The organism is Lentzea terrae (assembly GCF_003265345.1).
Classification (GTDB): domain Bacteria; phylum Actinomycetota; class Actinomycetes; order Mycobacteriales; family Pseudonocardiaceae; genus Lentzea; species Lentzea terrae.
This window is the reverse complement of record NZ_QFWW01000029.1, coordinates 139039-162447: the sequence shown is the minus strand read 5'-3', so window position 1 is coordinate 162447 and position 23409 is coordinate 139039. Positions and strand designations below refer to the sequence as shown.

Genomic DNA, 23409 nt, shown 5'->3' with positions numbered 1-23409 from the left:
GGCTGCGAAGCATCCGTCCTTTTCCGCCCGACGCAGCGCCTCGAAAGGGCCCCGAAGTCAAGCCCCAATCGCGATCGTCGCGAAGCGACGATGACGCAACCAAAGCCCGTAAGGCTGCCCGCGCGCCCACGCTGGAACGCGACCCGCCAAAACAAGCCGGCCCGCGCCAACGGACCCCGGTCCAGCCCCCAGGAGATCAGGCGTCGATGAAGCGAGCGTCGAACTCCCAGCCCTGCTCGGAGCCGCCGTTGGCCGACCACTGGACGACCTTGGCGCCGTTCGACGTGCTGCCGCCGCCCGAGACCGACGCGACCTTGCCGCTCTTGGCGTTGAACAGGTAGCCGCCGGAGGAGTCCCAGGACTGCTCGGACTCGCCGTTGCAGGTCCACTGGATCAGCTCGGCGCCGTTGGCGGTGCTGCCGCCGCCCGCGACCGAGAGGCACTTGCCGCTCTTGCGGTTCTTCAGCGCACTGCCGGACCAGTACCAGAGCTGCTCGCCGCCGTCGTTGCAGCTCCACTGGATGATGTTGGCGCCGTTGGACGTGCTGCCGCCGCCCTCGACGGACATGCACTTGCCGCTCTTGAAGTTGATCAGGTTGTAGTAGGTCGCGGCGCTGGCGGGCGGAGCGACCAACGCGGTGAGACCGATGGCCGTCAGAGCAGCGAAAACCGTTCTGTGGAAACGCAAAATCGCACACCCCAGTGTGAAGGCGGGCCGGGGGTGGCCCGCGATTGCAACGTTACGAACGTTGCGCACCAGCGAAAGTGCCGAGTGATCAAGTTCGCTTGGACTTCATCTGTGCGTCACCCGAGGAACGAGTCGGCCGCGGCCAGGGCTTCGTCGAGGGCGGTCAGACCGGTGGCGGCGTCCGCGTCGGTCACGTTGAGCGGTGGCGCGACGTGGACGCGGTTGCCCAGCACCAAAACAAGCACGTCGCGGGCCAGGCACGCCTTCGTGAAGGCGACCATCGGCTCCCCGGCCGGCACGAGCGGCTCTTTGGTTTGCCGGTCCTGCACCAGTTCCAGGGTCCACAGGGCGCCGATGCCCCGTACGTCGCCGACGCAGGGGTGGTCGGCCAGTTTTGCGAGGCCGGGCCCGAGCACGTCGGTGCCGAGGCGGGCGGCTGCCGCCACGGTTTGCTCGTCGTGCATGGCTGTGATCGCTCCGACGGCGGCCGCGCAGGCGAGGGGATGGCCGCTGTAGGTCAGGCCCGCCGGGTACGGACGGCGCGTGAACAGGTCGTGGATCGGGTCGCCGACCAGCACGCCGCCGAGCGGTACGTAGCCCGAGTTCACGCCCTTCGCGAACACCAGCAGGTCGGGTGCCACGCCGTCGTGGTCGACGCCGAACCAGGTGCCGGTGCGGCCGAAGCCCACGAGGACCTCGTCCGCGATGAACACGATGCCGTGGCGGGTGCACAGCTCCCGCACGCCGCGCAGATAGCCCGGTGGCGGCACGATCACGCCCGAGCTGCCGGTCACGGGTTCCAGCACCAGCGCCGCTATCGTGGCCGGGCCCTCCAGCAGGATCACTTGTTCCAAACTCGCAAGCGCCCGCGCGCACTCCTCTTCCGGTGTCGTGGCCCCGAACGCCGTGCGGTACAGGAACGGGCCGAAGAAGTGCACGACGCCTGCCGTGCCGGTGTCCGACGCCCACCGGCGCGGGTCGCCGGTGAGGTGGATCGAGGTCGACGTCGAGCCGTGGTACGAGCGGTACGCGGACAGGACCTTCGGCCTGCCGGTGTACAGGCGGGCCATGCGCACGGCGTGTTCGATGGCCTCGGTGCCGCCGGTGGTGAACAGGACGTGGCCCAGGCCGTCCGGGGCCACGTCGACGATCAGCCGGGCGGCCTCGCCGCGCACGTCGGACGCGTGACCGGGGGCCAGCGTGCAGAGCCGGTCGGCCTGGGCCTTGATGGCCGCCACGACCCGCGGGTGCTGGTGGCCCAGGTTGGTGAACACCAGCTGGGAGCTGAAGTCCAGGTAGCGGCGCCCGTCTGCGTCGACGACGTGGCTGCCGGAGCCGCTGACGAACGTGGGCACGGTCCGCGGCCCCTGGACGGTCCACGGGTGGAAGACCAGCTCATCGAGGTCCATGGTGCATTGTCGGCCGTCCGGTCCGGACTCGCTCGTTCAGCGCCGCGCGAGGCTTTGCACGCGCTCGCGCAACGCGTGAGCGACCGCGTCGAAGCCGTTCTTCACGTAGTCGCGTTGGGCGGCGTAGATGGCGTCGGCGTACTTGCCGGTGAACGTCTCGAACGTGTGGTAGCTGCACCGCGCCGAGCCCAGCGGCGTGATCACCTGGTCTCGCGTGCCGAGCAGGCCGGGGAACGTGTCGCCGGTGTCGTAGCGCAGCAGCCGCGGCGGGTCGACGACGCGGATGTACTCGCGGCTCACCCAGGTGCCAGGAGTCCCGTCGGGCTTCGGCAACGTCAGGTCGATCGGCGAGTCGACGGCCAGAGTTGTGGAAACGGCGGACGTGTACGGATTCCACTGTGGATAGTTGGGGTAGTCGAGCAGCACCGCCCAGACAAAAGCAGCCGGAGCGTCGATTTCCACGGTCACGGACTCGATGAGGTGGCTCATGCCGGCATGTACTCCCCGCCGTTGACGTCCAGAACAGCACCGGTGATCTCAGAAGCCAAGCGCGACAACAGGAACAGCACTGCTCCCGCGCACGCCTCGTCGGCCGGGATGCGGCCGAGCGGGTTGCGCGCGGCGATCTCGTCGTAGACGTCCTGCTCGCTCACACCTCGCGCGTCGGCGGTCATCTTGAGGTAGAAGCGCACGCCCGGCCCGTCCAGCCAGCCCAGCACGGCCTGGTTGGCGCGGATGCCGAACGAGCCGAGTTCCAGTGCCAGGAACTGGGTCGCGGTCGCCATCGCCGCCTTCGCCACCGCGTAGCCGGCCTCGCCGCGCATCGGCTTGCGGGTGGTCATGGTGCCGATGTTGACGATCGAGCCGCGCCCGGCGGCCTTCATGTGCGGCACGACCTCGCGGGTGACGTTCAACGCCCCGTACAGCACGATGTCCATCGACCGCCGGATCGCCTTCTCCGGGGTGTCCAGCAGATCGAAGAAGCCGGGGTGCCCGTACGCCGAGTTCACCAGGCCGGTGATCGTGCCGAACCGGCCGACCGCCGTGGACACCAAAGCAGCGACGTCCTCGGCACGACGCACATCGCACTGCACGCCGATGGCCTCACCGCCGGCCGCCACAACGTCCTTCTCCACCTGCTTCATCACATCAGGAGAACGCGCGGCCATCACGACCCGAGCGCCCTCCGCGGCCGCTCGCAGGGCCAGCTTCGAACCGAGACCCGGTCCGACGCCGGTGATCAGCACGACCTCGTCTTGCAGCATCACAGGTAGACCTCCGAGTAGAAGGCGAAATCGCGCTGCAGCTGGTCCTCGGAGAGCCCGAAGTCCGTTGGCGTGTAGGAATGCGAGCCGTGCCGTTCGGTGCGGTTCTGCGCCAGGTAGGCCTCGAACGCCGCGTCGTCCGCAGGTCCGGCGGGCAGGCCCAGCGCGTCGAGGACCTGGCGAGCGACTTCCAGCGGCTTGCTGACGGTGTCGGCGAACCGCACGTCCACGAACCGCGAAGGATGCGCCTGACGAGCCGCCGCGAAGTCCTGCAGGGTACGAGCGAACCGCCGCGACCAGTACTGTCCGATTCGGACCGGATCGACCACCTCGCTGTACTGCGCGGACATCGCGCGCACCATCGAGGCGTACGACGGCACGGCGTTGACCGGCGAGCGGTGGGTCATGACGATCTTGCAGTCGGGGAACGTGTCGAGCACGGTGTCGACCGCGGTCAGGTGGTGCGGCGACTTGAGCACCCACGGCCGGTCGCGGCCGACACTCTGCCATTGCAGCACTTGCAGCCACTCGCGGAGCTCGCGATAGGCAGGGGCCTGGTCGAAGGAGCGCAGCCAGTCGCCGTACGAAGGCACCCAGTAGAACGAGTCGTAGCTCATCGACACGAACGTCCGGTCCAGCAGGATCACGTCCTCCTCCGGCCCGTCCCACACCACCGTGTGCAGGTCGCCGAAGTCGGGGGAGAGCTGCGCGAACACCTGCATGCGTTCCTGGGCGCGGCGTTTGCGGTCGGCGGCGTCCGGTCCCTCGCCGGGGAACGGGATCGGGTACGCGACCTCCCACGACAGCGTGGACGTGACCTGCGGCGACGCGGCCAGCAGGCGGTGCAGCAGGGTCGAGCCGGTGCGCGGCAGGCCGCAGATCTCGGCGGCCACCCGCACATCGACGTCGAGCACCGAGGGATTTGCCCGCTGCAACGCACGCAACCGCAGCCGGTCAGCCAAAAGCGCCGTCAGCCGGTGCTTGGTGAGCTCGAAACCCAACGGGGACAGCGCGGCTTCGGTGTTGAGGCTGCGCACCAGCACGTCGAGCGGTTCGCGGAACCAGTCGTCGCCGAAGTCGGTGAGACCTGTCTTCGAACAGGCCTTCTCCAGCAGTTCCGCGACGTTCAGCTCGGTCGTCACCGTCATCGCATCTCCTCCAGAGGAACCACGCGGCACTTCGGGATCGGGTGCGCGGACGCGCCGAGCCAGCGCAGCAGCGCGGTGCCGGAACTGTGCCCGCACGTGTCGATCCAGTTGCCGACGCCCGGATCGGCGGCCGCCACCACGATCGTGAGGCGGCCATCTGCGTCAAGCTGAGCGGTGTGCTTGTTGACCGTGATCTGACGCCGGTGGTCGAGCGACTCCATCCACCAGTTGTCGAGCTGGAAGTTCCAGTACGGGCAGTCCGGCACGTCGGTCTCGATCACCCACGCCTCGCCGGGCCGCAACGACCAGTAGCCGTGCAGGTAGAAGATCTCCGGATCACCCCCGGCGCGCTGGAACATCTCCTGGCCGAAGTCGGGCAGCTCGTTGGGGCGCGCCATGAACGTCTGCGTCCAGTGCGCGAACGTCGCCGCGGTGCCGTGCACGGACAGCGCCGCCCGTTGCAGCGCCTTGGCCAGGAACTCAGGGGTCAGCGCAGCGGGTTCGGCAGGCCCGCCGATCTGCTCGATGTGCCACGAGCCGGGCACCTCCGCGGCACGGTCGAGATACGTCTGGCGCACCACCAGACCGGTCGAGTCGGGCGCCAGTGGAAGCCAGTTCGCACCCTGCTGAACCGCGCTGGCGATGATCTCGACCGTACCGTCCGGTGCGATCGTCAGGTCGGCGTCGGACAGCTCGCCGGTCGACGCCATCGTGCCGTCCTTGGCGTACCGGTTGGCTTTCGAGCCGATGCTGAAGTACGCGATGGTGCCGCGCGTCCCGGTGATCCGGTAGGTCCGGTCGCCGCGGATGTTCGCCGACAGGTAGACGTTGTCCGGGTTGTCGGCGCCGATCTTCACGAGGTCGAGCTGGTGGAAGCGCGGGAAGTCGGGATCGGCGTTGTCCAGGCAGGAGTACAGCATCTCGCGGGTCAGCCGGGCGAGGTACCGGTAGCCCTCCGCGCGGTCCAGCGGGGTGTCCGGGCCGGAGCTGATCACCTCACCGGCCTTCTCGAGCGCCTGACAGAACTGCGACCACGCCTGATCCGGCACGAGACCCTCCCGAATTTAGAACGTGTTCTAGCGGAACATACCCGATTCTGGACAACGTTCAACAGATGCCGAGCGCGCGCAGCCGCGCCACCACGACCTCGGCGGCCGCCTCCGGTGACAACACCGTGGTGTCGAGCCGGATCTCGGGGTTCTCCGGCGGTTCGTACGGCGAGTCGATGCCGGTGAAGTTGGCCAGCTCACCCCGCCTGGCCCGCGCGTAGAGGCCTTTCGGATCACGCTGCTCGGCCACGGCCAGCGGCGTGTCCACGAACACTTCGCAGAACTCGTTCTCGGCGACCAGCTCCCGTGCCAGCGCCCGCTCGGCGCGGAACGGCGAGATGAACGAGACCAGGACGATCAACCCGGCGTCGACCATCAGAGCGGCCACCTCGGCGATGCGCCGGATGTTCTCGACGCGGTCGGCGTCGGAGAAGCCCAGGTCCTTGTTCAGCCCGTGCCGCACGTTGTCGCCGTCCAGCAGGAACGTGTGCCGGCCGGCGGCGTGCAGGGCCTTCTCGACCAGGTCCGCGATGGTGGACTTGCCCGCGCCCGACAGGCCGGTCAGCCACACCACGCACGGCCGGTGCCCGTTGCGAGCGGCCCGTGCCTGCTTGTCCACGGTCATCGTCTGCCAGCGCAGGTTCGTCGACCGCAGCGCGAAGTCGATCATCCCGGCGCCCGAGGTGGCGTTCGTCAGCCGGTCGAGCACCACGAACGACCCGAGGTCGCGGTTGGTGCGGTAGCTCTCGAACGGCACGGGCGCGTCGAAGTGCACGTTGTCGACGCCGATCTCGTTGAGTTGCAACGTTTTCGTCGCCGTGAACCCGACGGTCCGCGCGCCGATCTTGGCCAGGTACTGCCGGCCGGGCAGCAATCCGTTCTCGTTGAGCCAGACCAGCTTTGCCTGAAACGCGTCCGCCGTGCCCACAGGCTCCCGAGCTGCCGCCAGCACTTCACCGCGACTCGCATCCACCTCATCGGCGAGCACCACGGTGACCGACGACCCCCTTGGCGCCTCGGGCAAATCGCCGTCCATCGTGACGATCCGCTCCACAGTGGAGGTTCGGTCGCCGACGCAGACCTCGTCACCCGCCCGGAGGGTGCCGCGCAGCACCCGTCCGGAGAAGCCGCGGAACGTCGCGTCCGGCCGGTTGACCCACTGCACGAGGAACCGCGCCGGGCCGTCCTGCTCGGTGCCGACGACCACCGACTCCAGCCACTGCAGCAACGTCGGTCCCTCGTACCACGGGGTCAGCTCGCTGTGGCCGACCACGTTGACGCCCTCGGTCGCGGACATCGGCACGCAGGTGATCTCGGCGAAGTCCAGCTCCGCGGCGAACTCCGCGAACGAAGCGCTGACCTCTTCGAAGACCTCCTGCGAGTAGTCCAGGAGATCGAGCTTGTTCACGGCCAGTGCGACATGCCGAATCCCCAGCAACGACACAATGCGCGCGTGCCGACGAGTCTGGCTGAGCACACCTTTGCGCGCGTCGAGCAGGATCACCGCGGCATCAGCGGTGGACGCGCCGGTGACCATGTTGCGCGTGTACTGCTCGTGTCCAGGCGTGTCCGCGACGATGAACCGCCGCGCCTCCGTGGCGAAGAACCGGTACGCCACGTCGATCGTGATGCCCTGCTCGCGTTCGGCCGCGAGTCCGTCCACCAGCAACGCGAAGTCCAGCTCACCACCCCGGGTCCCGACGCGCCGGGAGTCGGCTTCCAAAGCGGCCAAGTGGTCCGCGTACAGCAGTTTCGACTCGTACAGCAGCCGGCCGATCAGCGTGCTCTTGCCGTCGTCCACGCTGCCGCAGGTGATGAACCGCAGAAGTTCCATCAGAAGTAGCCCTCCCGCTTCTTGCGCTCCATCGACCCGCTCTGGTCGTGGTCGATCAGCCGGCCCTGCCGCTCGGACGTGGTCGCGGCGCGCATCTCCTCGACGATCTCGGCCACCGTCCGCGCCTCGCTGCGCACCGCGCCGGTCAGCGGATAGCAGCCCAGCGTCCGGAACCGGACGAGCTCGGTGCGTGGTGGATCGGTGAGAGGCATCCGGTCGTCGTCGACCATGATCAGCATTCCGTCGCGGTCGACCACCGGTCGCTGCGCCGCGAAGTACAGCGGCACCACGGGAATCCGCTCGCGTTCGACGTAGCGCCACACGTCCAGCTCGGTCCAGTTCGACAGCGGGAACACCCGGATGCTCTCGCCGGGCGCGACCCGCGTGTTGTAGAGCCGCCACAGCTCTGGCCGCTGGTTCTTCGGATCCCACTGGTGCTGCGCGGTCCGGAACGAGAACACCCTTTCCTTGGCCCGCGAGGCTTCCTCGTCCCGCCGCGCCCCGCCGAACGCGAGATCGAACCTGTGCTCGTCGAGCGCCTGCCGCAGCCCCTGGGTCTTCCAGAGATCGGTGTGCCGCGCCGAACCGTGGTCGAACGGGTTGATGTCCAGCGCCACGCACTCCGGGTTGCGGTGCACGATCAGCTCCAAGCCGAGCTCAGCAGCAGTCCGGTCCCGGAACTCGATCATCTCGCGGAACTTCCACGTGGTGTCCACGTGCAGCAACGGGAACGGCGGCTTGGACGGGTAGAACGCCTTGCGCGCCAAGTGGAGCAGCACCGAGCTGTCCTTGCCGATCGAGTACAGCAGCACCGGCCGTTCGCTCTCCGCGACCGCCTCGCGGAAGATGTCGATGCTGTCGGCTTCCAACGTGTCGAGGTGGTTCACGTCATCGCCCCCGCGAGTTCCGGCCGGCAGATCAGCAGGTCCGGCAGCCACGGATCGGGCTGGTTGTAGACGAGCGGTCGCCCGTCGGCGCGGGAGCAGTGCAGCCCCGCCGCGCGCGCCACGGCCACCGGGGCAGCGGAGTCCCACTCGTACATGCCACCGGCGTGCAGATAGGCGTCGGCCTCCCCGCGCACGACGGCCATGGCCTTGGCGCCCGCGCTGCCCATCGGCACCAGGACGCCGTGGACCGCGTCGGCGAATCGTTGGGCGAACTCGGGTGGGCGCGTCCGGCTGATGACGATCCTCAGGCGGGAATGCGACGGAGAAGACCGCGCCGGCCGATCCGTGCCGAACGTCCTGCCCAACGCCGGCAGCGACACCGCACCGGCGACGAGTTGTCCCGCCTGCCACAACGCCACGTGCACCGCCCAGTCGGAGCGCCCGGGTTCGGCGTACTCCCGGCTCCCGTCGAGCGGGTCGATGATCCACACCCGGTCAGCGGTCAGCCTGCGCGGGTCGTCCGGCGCCTCCTCGGACAGCACCGCGTCGTCCGGCCGGTGCTCCTTCAGTTGTGCTGCCAGGAAGTCCTGCGCGATCCGGTCACCGTCACCAGGTCTGACGCCGACCAGCAACCGGCCCGTCTCGGTGGCCAACCGTTCCGCCAACGCGCCGTCCGTCTCCGCCATGCGCTCGACTGTAGCGAGCAAACCGAACAACGTTCAATATGCTTTTGAACGTTGTTCAAAGTAGGATCCGGCACCGTGAGCACAGAGCAGACGGCGTGGGGCGACGCGGAAGGCAGGCGGCGGGACATCCTCTCCTCCGCCGAGCTGATCCTCGAGGAGCAGGGGTACGCGGGCCTGACCATGCGCGCGATCGCGGTGGGGGCCGGGGTCAGCTCCGGCACCGTGTACCAGTACTTCGCCGGCAAGGAGGACGTCTTCGCGGCCCTGATGGAACGCCGCCTGGACGAGCTGCAGCGGACGCTCGCCGGAGTCGACCGCAGCCTCGGCGTCGCGGGCGTGCTCAAGGCGATCGAGCCCCAGGTCACCGAGCTGTGGCGGCGGTTCGGCAGGTCGGCGGCGCAGTGGGAGGCGAAGGTGCTCTCCGGCGGCCGCAGGGGCAAGGAGGTCGCCGGGTCGGCGCAGGACTACCGCAAGACGATCAAGGCGCTCGCCAAGGCGGTCGCCGAAGCCGCGGCAGCGTCCGGTCAGACGCTCATCGACGACCCGGCGCTGCCGCACTGGGTGTGGGACTCGCTGATCGGGCTGGCCGACGACCTGCTGCTGCAGGGCGCGCGGAGCAACCGGGTCAAGCCCGCGCACCTCATCGAGTTCGCGACCGGCGCGATCGAGCGGGGTGTCATCGCCCGCTGATCACGGGCAGGTCGTAACGCCTCCGGATGCTGGTGCCGAGCACGCCGATGTCCGCGCCGTAGACGTGGATCGAGATCGCGACCGAGCTGGAGTTGTTGCACACCTTGTGAATGTCGCCCGGCGGCACCAGGTACGACGCCACGCCCTGCGGAGTGCGGTTGCGCCGCAACGGAACCAGGTGATCACCCGCGAGCCGGAAGGTGGTCTCTTCTTCCACGCCGACGTAAGTGCCGACGACGCACCACGAGACGTGGTCGTGGATGCACGTTTCCTGGCCGGGCAACCAGACCAGCGCGACGACGGAGAAGCTGCCGTCGGGTTCCACGTGCAGGACGTGCTGGCGGTAGTGGTTCGGGTCGGGTTCGCGGTGCTCGGGGTCCAGCAGTGTCGGATCGGTGAGGTGGCCGGTGAGGGCTTTGGCGACCCGTGCGGCGACAGCGGCGTCGTTACCGCCCGCGTGCACGGCGGTGCTGACTGCGCCGACCAGACGTGCGGCGGCGGGGGAGAGCAGACGAGGCATGATGACGACTCCTCACATGATCAAAGAGGCTCCGATCAGCGCGAGCACGGAGATCAGGACGGTGGAGAGCAGGCCCAGCGTCAGCGCGGGCAGCCCGGAGCGGACGAGGGAACGCAGGTTCACGGCGGTGCCGAGGGCGAACATGCCGGCGGCCAGCAGCAGGTTGTCCACGAACGCCGCGAACGACAGCGCGACGTCCGGCAGGACACCGGTGGCGCGCACGGCGGCCGCGACCAGGAAGCCCACGACGAACAACGGCACGATCGGCGGACGCTTGCCCGCGGCCGGGAACTTGCGGCGTTCGGCGATGCTCACCGCGGCGAGCATCGGCGCCAGCAGCACGACCCTGGTCAGCTTCACGGCCACCGCGATGGCCAGCGCGCCGGTGACCGGTCCGGCCGCGGCGACGACCTGGGCGACCTCGTGCACGCTCCCGCCTGCCCACACGCCGTAAGCGGCGGGGGACAGGCCGGTGAACGGGTGCAACGCGGGCAGGGCGAACATCGCCACCGTGCCGAACAGCGTGACCAGGCCGAGCGCCTTGGCGACGTCCTGCTCGTCCTGCTGGCGCACGCCGTTCATCGCGGCGACGGCCGACGCGCCGCAGATCGAGAACCCGGTGGCGATCAGCAACGACAGGCCCTCGCCGACGCCGAGCACCCGGCCGAGCCAGCGGGTCACGACGAACGTCACGACCACGGCGACGACCGCCAGCGCCAGCACCTCGTAGCCGAGCGCCAGCACATCCCTGACCACCAGCTTCAGGCCGAGCAGCACGATGCCGAGGCGCAACAGGCGGCGCCCGGCGAGCTTGATCCCCGGGCTGAACGCCTGGGGGAGCCGCACCACGTTGGCCACGACAGCACCGAGCAGCACCGCTGCGGTCAACGCGCTGACCGCGGGCAACAGCCACGTGACGACCATCGCGACCGTGACACCGGCCGCGACCAGCGCGAGGCCGGGCACCGGTGAGTCGGTCGCGCGCGCAGTGGTCTTGATGCTGCCCATATGAGCAACCATCACCTCTGCGAGCTATGCGCAGAAGATGGCCATTCCTTGGGTACGTATAAGTTGCCGTTATGCCTGCGCCGCGGCGGACACCAGCGCGTCCACGGTGGCGCGCATGAGCGGCAGGCGGATCAGGTCGGGCCAGGTGTAGAGCGCGGTCTCCCGTTCCGCGTGCGACTCCACCGCGACCGTGGTCAGACCGGGGTGTTGCAGGAACGACAGCAGCAGCCGCGGCACGAGCGCGACGCCCAGCCCGGCCGTGACGAGGCTCTGGATGGCCAGGTTGTCGTCGGTGGAACAGGTGATGTCCGGCGTGAACCCGGCCTCGGCGCAGGCCTGCTGGAGGGCTCCCTGGCAGCGGGGGCAGCCGGCGATCCAGCGTTCCTCCGCGACCTCCGCCAGTGACACGCGGTCCCGGCCGGCGAGCCGATGCCCGATCGGCAGCAGCAACGCGAGCGGCTCGCGCATCAGCGGTACCCGCAGCATGCCGGCGATCGCGGCGTCGTCCTGCGGCTCACCCCGGTAGCTGAAGCCGATCACCACGTCGACCGTGCCGCGGCGGAGCAGGCCGAACGAGTCCGGCGGCTCCTCCTCGACCAGCTCGAGCCGCAGGTGAGGACGTTCCTTGGCGAGGATCGCGGCCGCCACGGGCACGAGCGAGACGTTGGCGCTGGGGAATGCGCAGATGCGGATGGTGCCGATGTCGTGCGTCGCGATCGCACTGATCTGCTGGTGGGTCGCGGCCAGCTGGTCGAGCAGCGCCGAGCCGCGTTCGGCCAGGATGCGGCCGGCCTCGGTGAGGTTCAGCCCGCGCCCGGTGCGGACGAACAGCGGGCCGCCCATCTGCCGTTCCAGTGCGCGCATCTGCTGGCTGACCGCCGGCTGGGTGCAGTGCAGCTCCCGTGCGGCCGCGCTGAACGAGCCGGTCCTGGCGACGGTCGCGAACACCTCTAGCTGGCGGGTATCGAGCACTTCCGCACGATAGGCCTGATCGGCCGCCCGCGACGGACGGCCGATCAGGTGGCCCCTCCTAGAAGGTCAGCTTCCAGGAGTTGATGGAGCCGATGTCAGCGGAAGCCGCGTCGCGCACTGAGAGCTTCCAGACGCCGTTCGCGACCTCGCTCGACGCGTTGACCGTGAAGGTCTCCACGATGTTGTCCGCGCTGCCACCCGCGCGGTTGCTCAGCGGGTAGGCAGTGCCGTCCGGGGCGATCAGCTGGACGATCAGGTCACCGCGGTACGGGTGCTGGATGTCGACGCCGACCTTGAGCGTGGCCGGGGCGTTGCCCGTGACACCGGTGACGGTGATCGAGCTGGTCACGGCCGCGCCGTTGTCCGGGATGGCCACGTCGGTCGTGTTCTCGAACGTGGTTCCGCCGGGCGTGCCGGTGTCGACCGCTTGGAGCGCGTCCACACGGCCCTCGCCGAAGAAGTTGTTCTTGGCGGTGGTGCCGCTGCACCGGGTGTCGGTGCAGGCCAGGTCGTCGGCCTGGGTCGCGAGCAGCTGACGCAGCTGGGCAGGGGTGGCCGCCGGGTTGACCGACTTGAGCAGCGCCGCGACGCCCGCGACGTGCGGGGAAGCCATCGACGTGCCCTGCAGCGAGGCGTACTTGCCGCCGGGGACGGTCGAGTAGACGGCCTCACCCGGCGCCGTGAGGTGGATCTTGTCGGTGCCGTAGTTGGAGAACGACGACTTGCGGTTCGTCGCGCCGATCGACGAGACGCTGACGACGCCGGAGACCTCGGTCGGCACGCTCAGGCACGCGTTGGTGACGTTGCGCTGCACGGCCGTGGAGTCGTTGGGGCTCTTCGTGTCGCGGGTCTTGTTCGCGAGGTTGTAGTTCTCGTTGCCGGCCGCGGCGACGTTGAGCACGCCGTTGCCCTCGGCGTAGGCCACGGCCCGCTTCACGCCCTCCAGGATGGCGTCCTGGTCGGCGTTGTCCGGGCAGTTGAACAGCCACGGGTCGGTGTAGTAGCTGTTGTTGGTCACCGCGAACCCGCTGTCACCGGCGAAGACCATGGCGCAGATGGTGTTCTCGGGGAAGAACAGCGTGGTCGTCGGCTCCGCGATGCGCACCGCGGCGATCTTCACGCCCGGAGCCACGCCGACCGCGCCCTTGCCGTTCTTGGCCGCGGCGATCGTGCCCGCGACGTGCGTGCCGTGCTGGTCGACGTCCCGCCACGCACCGGTACGGGTGTCGAGCTTGCCGTAGGCGCAGGACGCGGACTTGGCCGCGTCGAAGTTCGGCTGGAGGTCGCCGTGCTGGTCGTCGACGCCGGTGTCGAGCACGCCGACGGTCACGTTCGCCGAACCGGCGTTGATCGCCCACGCCTTGTCGGCGCCGATCTGGGTCATGTCCGAGCGTACGGGCTCGGTGCTGGGCAGGGCCGACTGCGCGGGCGAGATGGGGATCGCCGGGTTGTACGCCGCTTCGGGGACGTCCGACGTGCGGGTCGCGCCCACCTTCTGCACACCGCTGACGGCGCGCATCTTGCTCGCGAAGTCGGTGGCGCCGGAGTGGGCGACGATGACGCCGATGGCGTCGTAGCTGCTGAACACCGTGCCGGCGTTGCTCGCGATGGCCGTCTTCGCGCCGGCGGTGTCGTTCGGCGCGGTGATGACCAGGTAAGCGCGCGTGCCCGCGGCTGCGGCGGGGGTCGCCGCCGTCAGCACACCGGCGCCCACGGCCGCGGCGATGACCGCGGCGCGCAGGCGTGAACGTGAACGCATGAACACTGTTCCTCCAACACTCCCTAGCGGGCGTTGCCCACGCACACTGCGCGGGTGCAGGGGCCCGTCAGACGCTTTAGAGGAGGTCAGGACGGATTCGGGACGCGCGGTTCCAGAAATGCGCCGTTCGGCTCACGACGAACGGCGCACGTCAGGCGTGGGTCACCGGCGCATGAGCAGCCCGACGAAGTGGTTCATGTCGGCCTGCACGCACGGTTCCTCCGCGTGCTTGCCGGTGCAGCCCGGCGCCCAGCCGCTGCCGTCGCCGTAGTCGGAGAAGTGGAACGGGATGCCCGCCGCGGTGAGGTGGGACGCGGTGACCAGCGCCGTCTCCCGCGCCCGGTGCTCGAACACCGCCTGGATCGGGTTGACGGTGAGGTCGCCGCCGTTGCCGGTGTACAGGGCGACGCCCATGCCGCGCAGCGACGCGACGTGCTGTGCCGGGCTCTGGGCGTTCCAGACGCCGTCGAACGGCCAGATCGGCGGTCCGAAGATCGCGTCGGCACCGACGGTGGGGGTGCCGGAGGCGGGGTTCAGCTCGGTCGCGACGACGGCGGCGCGCAGCTCGGAGTTCCGCAGGTCGAGGCCGCCGGAGAAGCTGCCGACGTAGCTGAAGAGGTCGGGGCGGTGCTCGGCGTAGTGGAACGCGCCGAAGCCGCCCATGGAGTGGCCGACGATCGCCCGGCCGTCCCTGGTGGCGATCGTCCGCAGGTTGGCGTCCACGAACGGGACCACCTGCTCCAGGTGGAAGGTCTCCCAGTTCTGCGGACCGGCGGCACCGGGGTTGACCCAGTTCGAGTACCAGCCGCGGCCGCTGCCGTTGGGCTGCACGGTGATCAACGGGACGTCGCGCGTCGCGTTCTCGACGACCCGTTGGTTCCACGCGGCGTCGGGGCGGTCGGGGTGGCCGTGCAGGTAGTACTGCACCGGATAGCGCGCGCTCGGGTCGTAGCTGGAGGGCAGCGTGACGACGATCGCGTGCCTGCCCGGTTCCTGGCCTTCGAGCAGTGTCGGGGTCGGCACCTGACGAGTGGCGACGCTGAAGATGAACGTGCGGTGGTTGCCGTCGACCCACCTCGGCTGGCTCGTCACCACCAGGCCGAAACCGTCGGCGAACCGGGGCGGCGCGGGCTCGGCCTGCGCGGGCGGACTGGACAACGCCATCACGGCGACCACTGCGGCGAACAGGCGGCGTTTCATGTCTTGATCATGTCGTCGTGCCGTGCCGGAGGACAGGCCAGGAACCGGCCATCGGTGGCCGGGTGCCGTTCTGGCTGGTCAGCTCGGCCGCGAACAACCGCATCAGGCCGGGCAGCCGGTAGGTGTCGCCGTCGGCCCACTCGGCGAGACCGAGGTCGACCAGCTGGTCCAGGGCCGCTTCGGTCTCCAGCAGACCGGTGCCCAGGGCGCTGGCGGCGGTGGCGGCGTCGCACACCTCGTACCGGCCGAGCAGCCGGAACGCGGTGGCTGCCAGCGGGTCCTCGACGGCCCGGAACGCGGTGGCGCAGGCGGCCCGGACCGACACGCCGCCGAAGCTGAGCTCGGCCAGCGGGTTCGCCGCCAGGCGGTGCGCCAGCCAGGACAGCGGACGGGTGGCGCGGTGCGCGAGGATCGCACCCGCGATCTGGAGCGCCAGCGGAACCCCGTGACAGGATTGGACGATGCGGACGGCGGCGGTGCGTTCGGCCACCGCCCGCGGCACCAGCCTGGTCAGCAGCTCCAGACCGTCCACATCGGACAACGGGCCGAGCGGGAGGTGGTCGGCGCCGTCCAGCAGGAGCGGCGTCCGGCTGGTGATCAGCACCGCGCACGGGCCGGTCGCGGGCAGCAGGTCGCGCAGCGGTGCCGGGTCGGTGGCGCCGTCGAGCATCACGAGCACGGCGCGGTCGGCCAGCCGGGAGCGGAGCAGCGCGGTGGCCTCGTCCATCGCGTGCGGCACGTCGGTGACGCCGAGGTGTCGCAACAACCGATGGGGGAGCCGGGTCGTCTGCCGGAGGTCGACGTAGAGCTGGCCGTCCGGGAACACCGGCGCGGTGCGGTGCGCGGCCTCCAGGGCCAACGCGCTCTTCCCGACGCCGCACGGGCCGTGCACCACGGCCATCGTGGGCACGTCCTGCGCGAGCAACGCCTGCAGCCGCGCCACTTCCGGTCCACGGCCGGAGAACGACCGACAGGGCGAAGGCAGCTCTCTGGGGACGGCAGAAGCTCGCACCTTGGCGACCGCCGTCAGCGCCGGATCGCGGTCGAGCACCGCCTGGTGCAGCTTGACGAGCTCCGGTGACGGCTCCAGCCCGAGTCGGTCGGCGATCACCCTGCGGTAGTCGGTGTAGACGGCGAGAGCTCCGGCCAGGTCGCCCGACCGGTACAGCGCGGTCACCAGGTGCGCCCGCGGCCGTTCCCGCAACGGGTGCTCTGCCACGAACTCGCGCAGCGGCGTGATCAGCGCGCGGTGTTCGCCGAGCCCGAGCCGTGCGTCGAAGTGGTCCTCGGTCACCGCCAGCCGCAGCTCCTCGACCGGTGCGATCGACGCGGCCAGCGCCTCGCTGCCGGCCAGGTCCTCGAGCACCGCGCCCCGGCACGCGGAGAGCGCCTCGCCCAGATGACGTGCGGCCGTGGCGTGATCACCGCGGGACAACGCCGCCCTGCCCGCGTCAGCGCGTTCGGTGAACCGGTGCAGGTCCAGTTCGCCCGGCCGGAGGGTGAGCTCGTAGCCCGACTGCCGACCGGCGATCCGTTGTGCGCCATCGGGAAGCACCTGGCGCAGCCGGTTGGCGTACGTGCGCAGGTTCGCCACCGCGGACATCGGTGGCTCCTCGGCCCACAGCGCGCGGACCAGCCTGCGGATCGGCACCGGGCGGCCGGGGTTGAGCAGCAGCGTGGCGAGCAGGAGGCGTTGCTTGAGCGAGCCGAGCGCGACGTTCGCGCCACAGGCCCGCACCTCGATTCTCCCCAGAATCCTGAACTCGACGGACACGCCGGTGATCCTGGCTGTGGCCGCTGACACATCCCCGACACGGCATACACGCGGCCGTGTATGCGCGCTGGGCGGCTGCGTGTAGGCGCTTTTCCTACGTTGGCGCCACCGACGCCACCCGGCGCGGAGGAAGTGAGGGAGCGCGACACATGCGCAAGACGTTGGAGTCGCTCAGCGACAAGCTGCTCGGCATGTTCGTGGCCAAGGCCGACGTGGGTGCGGCCTGCCCGCCGGACCCGTACTACAAGCACTGCTACTGCCGTGAGCGCAGTGACTTCCGCCGGCGCTGTTCGACCAACGGCGCGTGCAGGGAGATCTGCGGTCCCTGCGTGGCCTTCCGGATCTGCGGCGGCTGACCAGACGCCGTGAGTGGCGACGCGTCTCGCCACTCACGGCCCCTTCTAGCTTCGGAGACTCCCATGTCAGTGCTGACCGCCGCGGTCGTGGTCGTCGGAATCCTGTGCGTGCTGGACCTGCTGCTGAGCTTCGGCATCATCCGGCGGTTGCGCGAGCAGAACGAGGCGTTGCGCGACCTGCGGGAGAAGCAGTCGGCGGCCGAGCCGGACATCATGGCGCCCGCCGGTTCCCGCATCGAACTGTCCGATGTGGACGTTGCCGGTGCGCTCGTCGGGTTCTTCTCGCCGGGCTGTGAACCGTGCAAGGAGCGCATGCCGCAGTTCATCGAGTACGCGACCGGCCACCGCGGCAAGGTGATCGCGATCGCCGCCGGACCGGCCGACGAGGTCGCCGACATGGTCGTGCGTCTCGGTGAGGTGGCCGAGGTCGTCGTCGAGGAGCTGGGCGGCCCGCTGCACAACGCGTTCGGCACGACCGGATACCCGGCCGTGTGTCTGGTCGACGACGACAAGACCGTTGTGGCGAGCGGCTGGGAGATGTCCGCGCTGCCGGTTCCCGCGACCAGGTGAACACCGATCTCCGTGCCCGCCGGGTGCTGTCGCTCCTGGTCAGCGCTTTCCGCCTGACGAGGACGGCCGCGCCCGCGGGCACACCCCTGTACGTGGTGCTCTGCCTGCTCGGCGGCGTCGTGCCGCTCGCGGCGGCGTGGTGCACCAAGATCCTGCTGGACGGCCTCGCCGCGGGCGGCGGCTGGACTCCGTTGCTGCCCTGGGCCGTCGGGCTGGCGGTGACGGGTCTGGTCAGCGGTCTGCTGCCGGTGGCGTCGGAGTACCTGAAGCAACGGCTGGACCGCGCCGTCGCGGTGCTCACGATGGACCGGCTGTACCAGGCGATGGGCCGGCTCACCGGCCTGGCGCGGATGGAGGACCCGCGGTTCCGCGACAAGCTCCAACTCGCGCAGCAGACCGGCCGCAGCGGCCCCGGTCAGCTCGTCGACGACGGCCTGGGCGCGGTGCAGGCGGCCGTGACGACGGCCGGGTTCCTCGGCACGTTGCTGGTGCTCGACGTCGGCATGGCGGTGATCGTGCTGCTGGCGGCCGTCCCCGCCTTGCTGGCGCATTTGCGGCTCAGCCGCGCCAGGGCCGAGGTGCTGTGGTCGATCACCCCGGCCGAGCGGCGCGAGGTGTTCTACGCGGAGCTGCTGTCGAGCCTCGACGCGGCGAAGGAGCTGCGGTTGCTGGGCCTCGGCAACCTCTTCCGGCGCCGCATGCTCGTCGAGCTGACCGCCGCGCACGCCGTGGTGGAGGGCCAGGATCGGCGCGAGGCGCGGGTTCGCGGACTGCTGGCCGGTCTGACCGCACTGGTGTCCGCCGCCGGCCTGGTGTGGTCGGTGTGGCTCGCCGCCGCCGGCTCGCTGTCGATCGGTGACGTCGCGATGTTCGTGGCGGCCGTCGCCGGAGTGCAGTCCGCCTCGCAGAGCCTCGTGCACAACCTCGCCTCGGCGCACCACTCCGTCCTGCTGTTCCACCACTACGACGAGATCGAGTCCCAGCCCGCGGACCTGCCGGTCGGGGGTGCGCCGGTTCCGCCGTTGCGGCAAGGGATCGAGCTGCGCAACGTGTGGTTCCGCTACGCCGACGACCAGCCGTGGGTGCTGTGCGGCGTGAACCTGACGATCCCGCACGGGCGTTCGCTCGCCCTGGTCGGGCTGAACGGTGCGGGCAAGTCGACGATCGTCAAGCTGCTGTGCCGGTTCTACGACCCGTGCCGCGGTGCGATCCTGTGGGACGGCGTGGACATCCGGACGTGCGCGGTCGAGGAACTGCGCGCCCGGATCGGCGCGGTGTTCCAGGACTACATGCGCTACGACCTCACTGCCGCCGAGAACATCGGCCTGGGCGACGTGTCCGCAATGGACGATCGCGCGCGCGTCGTCGAGGCTGCTCGCCGGGCGGGTGCGCACGACATGGTGACGGCGTTGCCCCGCGGCTACGACACGTTGCTGTCGCGCATGTTCTTCGACGAGGCCGACCGCGAGGACCCGGACACCGGCGTGCTGCTCTCCGGCGGTCAGTGGCAGCGGCTCGCGCTGGCACGGGCGTTCCTGCGCGACCGCAGGGACCTGATGATCCTGGACGAGCCCAGCTCCGGCTTGGACGCGCAGGCCGAGCACGAGGTGCACAACAGTTTGCGGCGGCACCGAGAGGGCGCGACGAGCGTGCTGATCTCACACCGGCTGGGCACGGTCCGCGACGCTTCGGTGATCGCGGTGCTCACGGGTGGGCAGGTTTCCGAGCTGGGGACGCACGACGAGCTCATGTTCTTGGGCGGGGACTACGCGCGGCTCTTCCGCTTGCAGGCTTCGGGATATGACGAGGTGGTGACCGGATGATCTGGGTTGCGTTGACCGCGGTCGGTGCGGTGCTGGCGTGGCTGCTCGTGTTGCGCAGCCGGCTGCTCGTGGTGACGGTGCACGGCGTGAGCATGGAACCGACCTACCACTCCGGCGACCGGCTCCTGGTCCGCCGGGCCAAGCTCGACCGCGTCCGCGCCGGCCAGGTCGTGGTCGTGCGGGTCGACACCACCACACCGGACGACCCGACCCAGGGCCGCATGGTGAAGCGCGCGGTGGCGGTACCGGGTGACCCGGTGCCACCGCAGATCCCGGTGCCCGGCCCGCGCGTCCCGGTGGACAGCCTGCTCGTGCTCGGCGACAACTCCGCGCGCAGCAACGACTCCCGCCGCCTCGGCTACCTCCCGGCGGACGCGCTGATCGGCGTGGTGCTGCGCCAGATGGGTCGGGGGTGACGTGGTGGGCACGGGTGCGGTGGTGCTCTGCGGACTCGTACTGCTGGTGTCGGCGGTCAGCAAGGTGCGCGGCAAGTCCGACTACGCCGACTTCGTCGCGTCGGTACCGGCTTTCGGGATTCCAGCGCGGTGGACGCGGCTCTTCGCGGTGCTGACAGTGACCGCGGAGTTCGTGATCGCCTTGCTGCTGCTCGCGTCCGTGTTCATCGGGCGCTGGCCGGCAGTCGCGGGCCTGGTGCTGGCGGTGGGCTTGTTCGGGGTGCTGACCGCCGCGGTGTGGCGCGCGGTGGCACGGCAGTCCGGCGCGGTGTGCCGGTGCTTCGGGCGCGCGAGCACCACGCTCGGGCAGCGGCACGTCTATCGCAACGCTTTTCTGTTGGCAGCGGCACTCTTCGGGCTGGGCGCACTGAACGTCGCGGCGGACCCGGCCGCGACGTGGCTGGCGGCAGTCGTCGGGGCCGTCGGCGCGGTGCTGGTCGTGCGGTTCGACGACCTCGCCGATCTGGTGGCCGGTCCGGTTCAGGCGCGGTAGGCGTCGAGGAGCAGCCCGTGAAAGTGGTGCGCCCGGTGTTCGGACAGGCCTGACCCCGCCGGGTCGTACCCGATCCGGCCCTGGTCGAACGCGGGCGTGCGCATCCCTCGCTGCACGCTCTCGACGATGCTGATGTCCTGTTGCTGCAACATTTCGTCGATGTACCGCACGCCATCTAGCTCCACAGCAGTCAGTTCTTTCGTCTCGAAGTAGAAGTCCCAGGTTTCTACGGTGCGTTCCGGCCCGTCCGGAAGGATTTGCAGCACCATGAAGTTGGCGCGCCCCGGATAGCGCAGCAGGCGCGTGTTGGGCCACAGCCACCACACCGCGTGCTGGTTGACCGTCGCCCCGGACACGTCCCTCGCCGCCGTGCGTGTGCTGACGTGCGTCCGGCGCAGTCGGTGGTCACGCGCCGAGCTCGGCGTGACCTGTCACACGGCGAAGATTCGCTTGTACGCAGTGTCGATCGGCTCATCGTGTGGATCTCGCACCGGTTCTCCATCTGCTTCCACCCATGAGTGGAAAGCGATGGGATCGAGCGAGTGGCCGAAACACCACTCGAGTGCCTGGCCGTACAGCGCGCACAACAGCACCGATGCGAGCGATGTCTCCAAGCACGCCACTCGCAGAGGTACGGATCTGCCCACCTGGTGGACCGCGGAGACCGATTTCCTGCCGTCGGACCGGGTCGCGGTGCGCCGGGCCAGCATGCGTTTCACCGCGGCAGCGAAGCGAATGGTCGTGCGGAAGGGGAGCCTAAGTATTGCGATCGCCGCTAGCAGGCACAGTGTGGCAAGCACCCTGCGAATCGCGGTGACATCGCCGCTTTGGCGTGAGGGGAGTGCGACAGGGGTACCGCCCGCGTGCCAGACGTGCTCGGGGGATGGGACGAGCAACCCGCGTGTCAGAAGGTCCGAGACGAGCCGGTCGACATCGGTGCGGATCTCCGACAGAGGGATGGAAGGGAACTCGTGAGCGACGGAGGACAGGGCGAGCTCGAGGTCGCCACTGCGCTTCAGCTCACGGAAGATCATGCCGCCGGTCTCGTTCAATGTGTGCCATTGGCCTGTTCGGGTGTTGAGGGCCACCACCCGCCCGCTCTCGTTCGTGGTGGTGTTCACTTCTTCGGGGACGATGAACGCCGGCATCGACAGTGCCATCCCTTCCTCTGGTGGTGGCGTCACGCAGCCAGATCTCCACGGCGAGAACCTGGTTGAGCGCGGCCCACGGGACGGCGATTCCCCGTGCCGCGCGGTTCACGACGTCGCGCACCGGACCGGGTTCGATCAGCCCCAGTTCGGCGGTGAGCGGATCGGCGAGCAGCGCGTGCAGAGAGCGGATCGAGTGTCTGACCCCGAGATGCGCTGTCGCGGTGTAGTTTCCCTTGGTCGTTCTCGTGAACACCGCATCCGGGACCAGGCTGGCCATCGCGCGCCGCAGCAGTGGTTTGACTGACTGCGGATCAGCCCTGCGCCACGCAGGAACGCTCATACAGACGCGTGCCACCTCGGGATCGAGAAACGGTGCGTGCACAGCGATGCCATGCGCTGCGGCGAATTCGCGGACGATGTGCTGTGCCCGGCAAGCCGAGCGGAGCTGTGCAATGGCGGCCTGGTCGCCGACGTCCAGGTGCTGGTCGTCCACCGGGCTGCTCAGCTGTGCTGCCAACGCCACGCGTGTTCGAGGCATCAGCCAGCGGCACAGAAGATGGCCCGCGACGGTGATGGCCCGGTGCTCCCAGGAGTCGTTGTGGGTCTGCCTCGGATCCAGTTGCCGCGCCAACGCGCGCAGTTCTTGTGATGAAGTCATTGCGGCGAGCCGCATCGAACGCACGAACAAGGCCGTCGGAGATCGGTGCCGCAGTCTCGCCCATGCGACGCAATGCCGCCAAAGCTCCCCGTGAGCACCGCGCCTGGCCAGGTCCGCCAGATAAGCGTGCGGTGCAGTCAGCACTTGGTCGCCACCCTCGCCGACCAAGTGGACAGCAGATCCGCTTTCGGCCACATTGGACAGTCGAAGTGCCAGTGGACCTCGGTGCAGCACGGCCGGATGGGGCGCGTCCGCGCCGGGAATCGGGTGCTGGTACGGCAGATGGTGCTCGTCTCCATGCGCGACGCGGTGGGTCAGCCGCCGGTCGAGGCGGGCGAGCGCCGCGGCGGCCCTGAGATCGTCGTCGACCGGGGCGCCGCGCTGGGAGACGGTGACTGCGGTCAGCCTGGGCACAAGCCGAGCCGCCAGGAATGCCAACGATGTCGAGTCGAACCCACCGCTGAAGTCCGCGGACTGCGGTGCCCGTGCGATGACGGCCGCCTGGAGCACCTCGTGCAACTCGTCAGCCGCTTGGTTCAGGCTTTGTCGCGTATCGGGGATCAGCGATGCCGACGGAACGGTCAGTTGTGTGCCTGACGTGCTGATCCGGAGCGCTGTACCGGGAAGGAGCTGATGCACCCCGGAGTAGTTGGTTCGCGTCCCCAATGCGGAGAATGCTTGGGGGCACGCGATTTCTGCCGCTAGGGCCACCAGGTCGAACGAGGCGTTCGCCGCGACCAGTTCAGCCCGCGTGCCGAAGACGAACTCGCCCTGGGTTCTGCGGTAGTAGATGGGGAACTGCCCGACTGAGTCGGCGACAAGGGTCAAACCGGACACTGTGACCAGTACGGCTGAGTAGGCCCCCGGCAAAGACATCAGCGGCCGAGTATCGCCCGTCCTGAGCGTGTTCGTGAGTCGTTCGGTCAGTGCATGTGGTGGTGCGGAGCACTGACCGATGACGATGCCACGTCCCGCAACCAACGTCAGGTCGTATAACTCGCCGGGCAACCAGCC

Annotated in this window: 24 protein-coding genes; 6 read left to right on the top strand and 18 right to left on the bottom strand. The window is 69.5% G+C overall.

Annotated features, from left to right (window positions below):
- Positions 1-196: 196 nt before the first annotated feature.
- The 9 genes from DI276_RS35410 to DI276_RS35370 all read right to left on the bottom strand — a co-directional run bounded on the left by DI276_RS35410 (position 197) and on the right by DI276_RS35370 (position 8966).
- Positions 197-688 (bottom strand): RICIN domain-containing protein, encoded by a 492-nt coding sequence (locus DI276_RS35410; RefSeq protein WP_112271767.1) that lies wholly within the window; start codon positions 686-688, stop codon positions 197-199.
- A gap of 116 nt (positions 689-804) precedes the next feature.
- Positions 805-2097 (bottom strand): aspartate aminotransferase family protein, encoded by a 1293-nt coding sequence (locus tag DI276_RS35405; protein WP_112271765.1) that lies wholly within the window; start codon positions 2095-2097, stop codon positions 805-807.
- A 36-nt stretch (positions 2098-2133) separates the two neighbouring features.
- Positions 2134-2586 (bottom strand): SRPBCC family protein, encoded by a 453-nt coding sequence (locus tag DI276_RS35400; RefSeq protein WP_112271763.1) that lies wholly within the window; start codon positions 2584-2586, stop codon positions 2134-2136.
- Positions 2583-3362 (bottom strand): SDR family oxidoreductase, encoded by a 780-nt coding sequence (locus tag DI276_RS35395; protein WP_112272391.1) that lies wholly within the window; start codon positions 3360-3362, stop codon positions 2583-2585. The genes DI276_RS35400 and DI276_RS35395 overlap by 4 nt, the downstream gene beginning before the upstream one ends.
- Positions 3362-4510, bottom strand: coding sequence for a sulfotransferase family protein (locus DI276_RS35390; RefSeq protein ID WP_112271761.1), 1149 nt, complete (start codon positions 4508-4510; stop codon positions 3362-3364). The genes DI276_RS35395 and DI276_RS35390 overlap by 1 nt, the downstream gene beginning before the upstream one ends.
- On the bottom strand, positions 4507-5559 hold the full coding sequence (locus tag DI276_RS35385) for a DUF1214 domain-containing protein (protein WP_198681096.1): 1053 nt from the start codon (positions 5557-5559) through the stop codon (positions 4507-4509). Before DI276_RS35385 ends, DI276_RS35390 begins: the two co-directional genes overlap by 4 nt.
- A gap of 58 nt (positions 5560-5617) precedes the next feature.
- Positions 5618-7393, bottom strand: coding sequence for an adenylyl-sulfate kinase (cysC, locus tag DI276_RS35380; RefSeq protein WP_112271757.1), 1776 nt, complete (start codon positions 7391-7393; stop codon positions 5618-5620).
- Positions 7393-8280, bottom strand: coding sequence for a sulfate adenylyltransferase subunit CysD (gene cysD / locus DI276_RS35375; protein ID WP_112271745.1), 888 nt, complete (start codon positions 8278-8280; stop codon positions 7393-7395). The genes cysC and cysD overlap by 1 nt, the downstream gene beginning before the upstream one ends.
- A complete protein-coding gene (locus DI276_RS35370; RefSeq protein WP_112271743.1) occupies positions 8277-8966 on the bottom strand; it encodes a 3'(2'),5'-bisphosphate nucleotidase CysQ in 690 nt (229 codons plus the stop codon). The genes cysD and DI276_RS35370 overlap by 4 nt, the downstream gene beginning before the upstream one ends.
- A 75-nt stretch (positions 8967-9041) precedes the next feature.
- Here DI276_RS35370 and DI276_RS35365 point away from each other — a divergent pair, with 75 nt between their 5' ends.
- Positions 9042-9656, top strand: coding sequence for a TetR/AcrR family transcriptional regulator (locus DI276_RS35365; protein WP_157985128.1), 615 nt, complete (start codon positions 9042-9044; stop codon positions 9654-9656).
- Here DI276_RS35365 and DI276_RS35360 read toward each other — a convergent pair.
- From DI276_RS35360 to DI276_RS35335, 6 genes are all read right to left on the bottom strand, one after another.
- Positions 9643-10176, bottom strand: coding sequence for a cysteine dioxygenase family protein (locus DI276_RS35360; RefSeq protein WP_112271738.1), 534 nt, complete (start codon positions 10174-10176; stop codon positions 9643-9645). The two genes, DI276_RS35365 and DI276_RS35360, sit on opposite strands and share 14 nt — an antisense overlap.
- Before the next feature lie 12 nt (positions 10177-10188).
- Positions 10189-11184 carry a YeiH family protein gene (locus DI276_RS35355; protein WP_112271736.1) on the bottom strand — a complete coding sequence of 332 codons (996 nt, stop codon included), beginning with the start codon at positions 11182-11184 and terminating at the stop codon, positions 10189-10191.
- A gap of 69 nt (positions 11185-11253) precedes the next feature.
- The gene (locus DI276_RS35350) at positions 11254-12156 is read right to left on the bottom strand and encodes a LysR family transcriptional regulator (protein ID WP_198681095.1); all 903 of its coding nucleotides are present in this window, start codon (positions 12154-12156) and stop codon (positions 11254-11256) included.
- 58 nt (positions 12157-12214) lie between these two features.
- Positions 12215-13915, bottom strand: a complete 1701-nt coding sequence (locus DI276_RS35345; protein ID WP_112272389.1) for a S8 family peptidase — start codon at positions 13913-13915, stop codon at positions 12215-12217.
- Positions 13916-14077: 162 nt separating this feature from the next.
- Entirely contained in the window at positions 14078-15115 is a 1038-nt protein-coding gene (locus DI276_RS35340) for an alpha/beta hydrolase (protein WP_112271732.1), read from the bottom strand.
- 7 nt (positions 15116-15122) lie between these two features.
- Positions 15123-16889 (bottom strand): AfsR/SARP family transcriptional regulator, encoded by a 1767-nt coding sequence (locus tag DI276_RS35335; protein ID WP_198681094.1) that lies wholly within the window; start codon positions 16887-16889, stop codon positions 15123-15125.
- 149 nt (positions 16890-17038) lie between these two features.
- On the opposite strand from DI276_RS35335, the gene DI276_RS35330 reads away from it, so the two are divergent.
- The 5 genes from DI276_RS35330 (at position 17039) to DI276_RS35310 (ending at position 20586) form a co-directional block, all read left to right on the top strand.
- Positions 17039-17245: a hypothetical protein gene (locus DI276_RS35330; RefSeq protein WP_112271728.1), complete on the top strand. Its 207-nt coding sequence runs from the start codon at positions 17039-17041 to the stop codon at positions 17243-17245.
- Between the two features lie 63 nt (positions 17246-17308).
- On the top strand, positions 17309-17815 hold the full coding sequence (locus DI276_RS35325; RefSeq protein ID WP_157985127.1) for a TlpA family protein disulfide reductase: 507 nt from the start codon (positions 17309-17311) through the stop codon (positions 17813-17815).
- Positions 17812-19638, top strand: a complete 1827-nt coding sequence (locus DI276_RS35320) for an ABC transporter ATP-binding protein (protein WP_112271724.1) — start codon at positions 17812-17814, stop codon at positions 19636-19638. The genes DI276_RS35325 and DI276_RS35320 overlap by 4 nt, the downstream gene beginning before the upstream one ends.
- Positions 19635-20054 carry a S26 family signal peptidase gene (locus tag DI276_RS35315; RefSeq protein WP_112271722.1) on the top strand — a complete coding sequence of 140 codons (420 nt, stop codon included), beginning with the start codon at positions 19635-19637 and terminating at the stop codon, positions 20052-20054. Before DI276_RS35320 ends, DI276_RS35315 begins: the two co-directional genes overlap by 4 nt.
- Positions 20055-20058: 4 nt before the next feature.
- Entirely contained in the window at positions 20059-20586 is a 528-nt protein-coding gene (locus DI276_RS35310; protein ID WP_157985126.1) for a MauE/DoxX family redox-associated membrane protein, read from the top strand.
- Here DI276_RS35310 and DI276_RS35305 read toward each other — a convergent pair.
- Genes DI276_RS35305 through DI276_RS35295 form a run of 3 tightly spaced genes read right to left on the bottom strand, consistent with a single transcriptional unit; the run spans position 20574 to position 23376 of the window.
- Complete coding sequence (locus tag DI276_RS35305) at positions 20574-20984, bottom strand: SRPBCC family protein (protein ID WP_112271717.1); 411 nt, start codon at positions 20982-20984, stop codon at positions 20574-20576. The two genes, DI276_RS35310 and DI276_RS35305, sit on opposite strands and share 13 nt — an antisense overlap.
- A 33-nt stretch (positions 20985-21017) precedes the next feature.
- Entirely contained in the window at positions 21018-21620 is a 603-nt protein-coding gene (locus tag DI276_RS35300) for a lasso peptide biosynthesis B2 protein (protein ID WP_232837138.1), read from the bottom strand.
- On the bottom strand, positions 21607-23376 hold the full coding sequence (locus DI276_RS35295) for an albusnodin/ikarugamycin family macrolactam cyclase (protein WP_232837181.1): 1770 nt from the start codon (positions 23374-23376) through the stop codon (positions 21607-21609). The genes DI276_RS35300 and DI276_RS35295 overlap by 14 nt, the downstream gene beginning before the upstream one ends.
- Between the last annotated feature and the right edge of the window lie 33 nt (positions 23377-23409).

What these genes read in the sequence shown, in the direction of transcription:
- DI276_RS35315 (WP_112271722.1), top strand. Translation starts at nt 19,635, where the DNA reads ATGATCTGGGTTGCGTTGACCGCGGTCGGTGCGGTGCTGGCGTGGCTG.
- DI276_RS35370 (WP_112271743.1), bottom strand. Translation starts at nt 8,966, where the DNA reads ATGGCGGAGACGGACGGCGCGTTGGCGGAACGGTTGGCCACCGAGACG.
- DI276_RS35300 (WP_232837138.1), bottom strand. Translation starts at nt 21,620, where the DNA reads ATGATCTTCCGTGAGCTGAAGCGCAGTGGCGACCTCGAGCTCGCCCTG.
- DI276_RS35405 (WP_112271765.1), bottom strand. Translation starts at nt 2,097, where the DNA reads ATGGACCTCGATGAGCTGGTCTTCCACCCGTGGACCGTCCAGGGGCCG.
- DI276_RS35330 (WP_112271728.1), top strand. Translation starts at nt 17,039, where the DNA reads ATGCGCAAGACGTTGGAGTCGCTCAGCGACAAGCTGCTCGGCATGTTC.
- DI276_RS35340 (WP_112271732.1), bottom strand. Translation starts at nt 15,115, where the DNA reads ATGAAACGCCGCCTGTTCGCCGCAGTGGTCGCCGTGATGGCGTTGTCC.
- DI276_RS35360 (WP_112271738.1), bottom strand. Translation starts at nt 10,176, where the DNA reads ATGCCTCGTCTGCTCTCCCCCGCCGCCGCACGTCTGGTCGGCGCAGTC.
- DI276_RS35400 (WP_112271763.1), bottom strand. Translation starts at nt 2,586, where the DNA reads ATGAGCCACCTCATCGAGTCCGTGACCGTGGAAATCGACGCTCCGGCT.
- DI276_RS35395 (WP_112272391.1), bottom strand. Translation starts at nt 3,362, where the DNA reads ATGCTGCAAGACGAGGTCGTGCTGATCACCGGCGTCGGACCGGGTCTC.
- DI276_RS35390 (WP_112271761.1), bottom strand. Translation starts at nt 4,510, where the DNA reads ATGACGGTGACGACCGAGCTGAACGTCGCGGAACTGCTGGAGAAGGCC.
- DI276_RS35325 (WP_157985127.1), top strand. Translation starts at nt 17,309, where the DNA reads ATGTCAGTGCTGACCGCCGCGGTCGTGGTCGTCGGAATCCTGTGCGTG.
- DI276_RS35345 (WP_112272389.1), bottom strand. Translation starts at nt 13,915, where the DNA reads ATGCGTTCACGTTCACGCCTGCGCGCCGCGGTCATCGCCGCGGCCGTG.
- DI276_RS35355 (WP_112271736.1), bottom strand. Translation starts at nt 11,184, where the DNA reads ATGGGCAGCATCAAGACCACTGCGCGCGCGACCGACTCACCGGTGCCC.
- cysC (WP_112271757.1), bottom strand. Translation starts at nt 7,393, where the DNA reads ATGGAACTTCTGCGGTTCATCACCTGCGGCAGCGTGGACGACGGCAAG.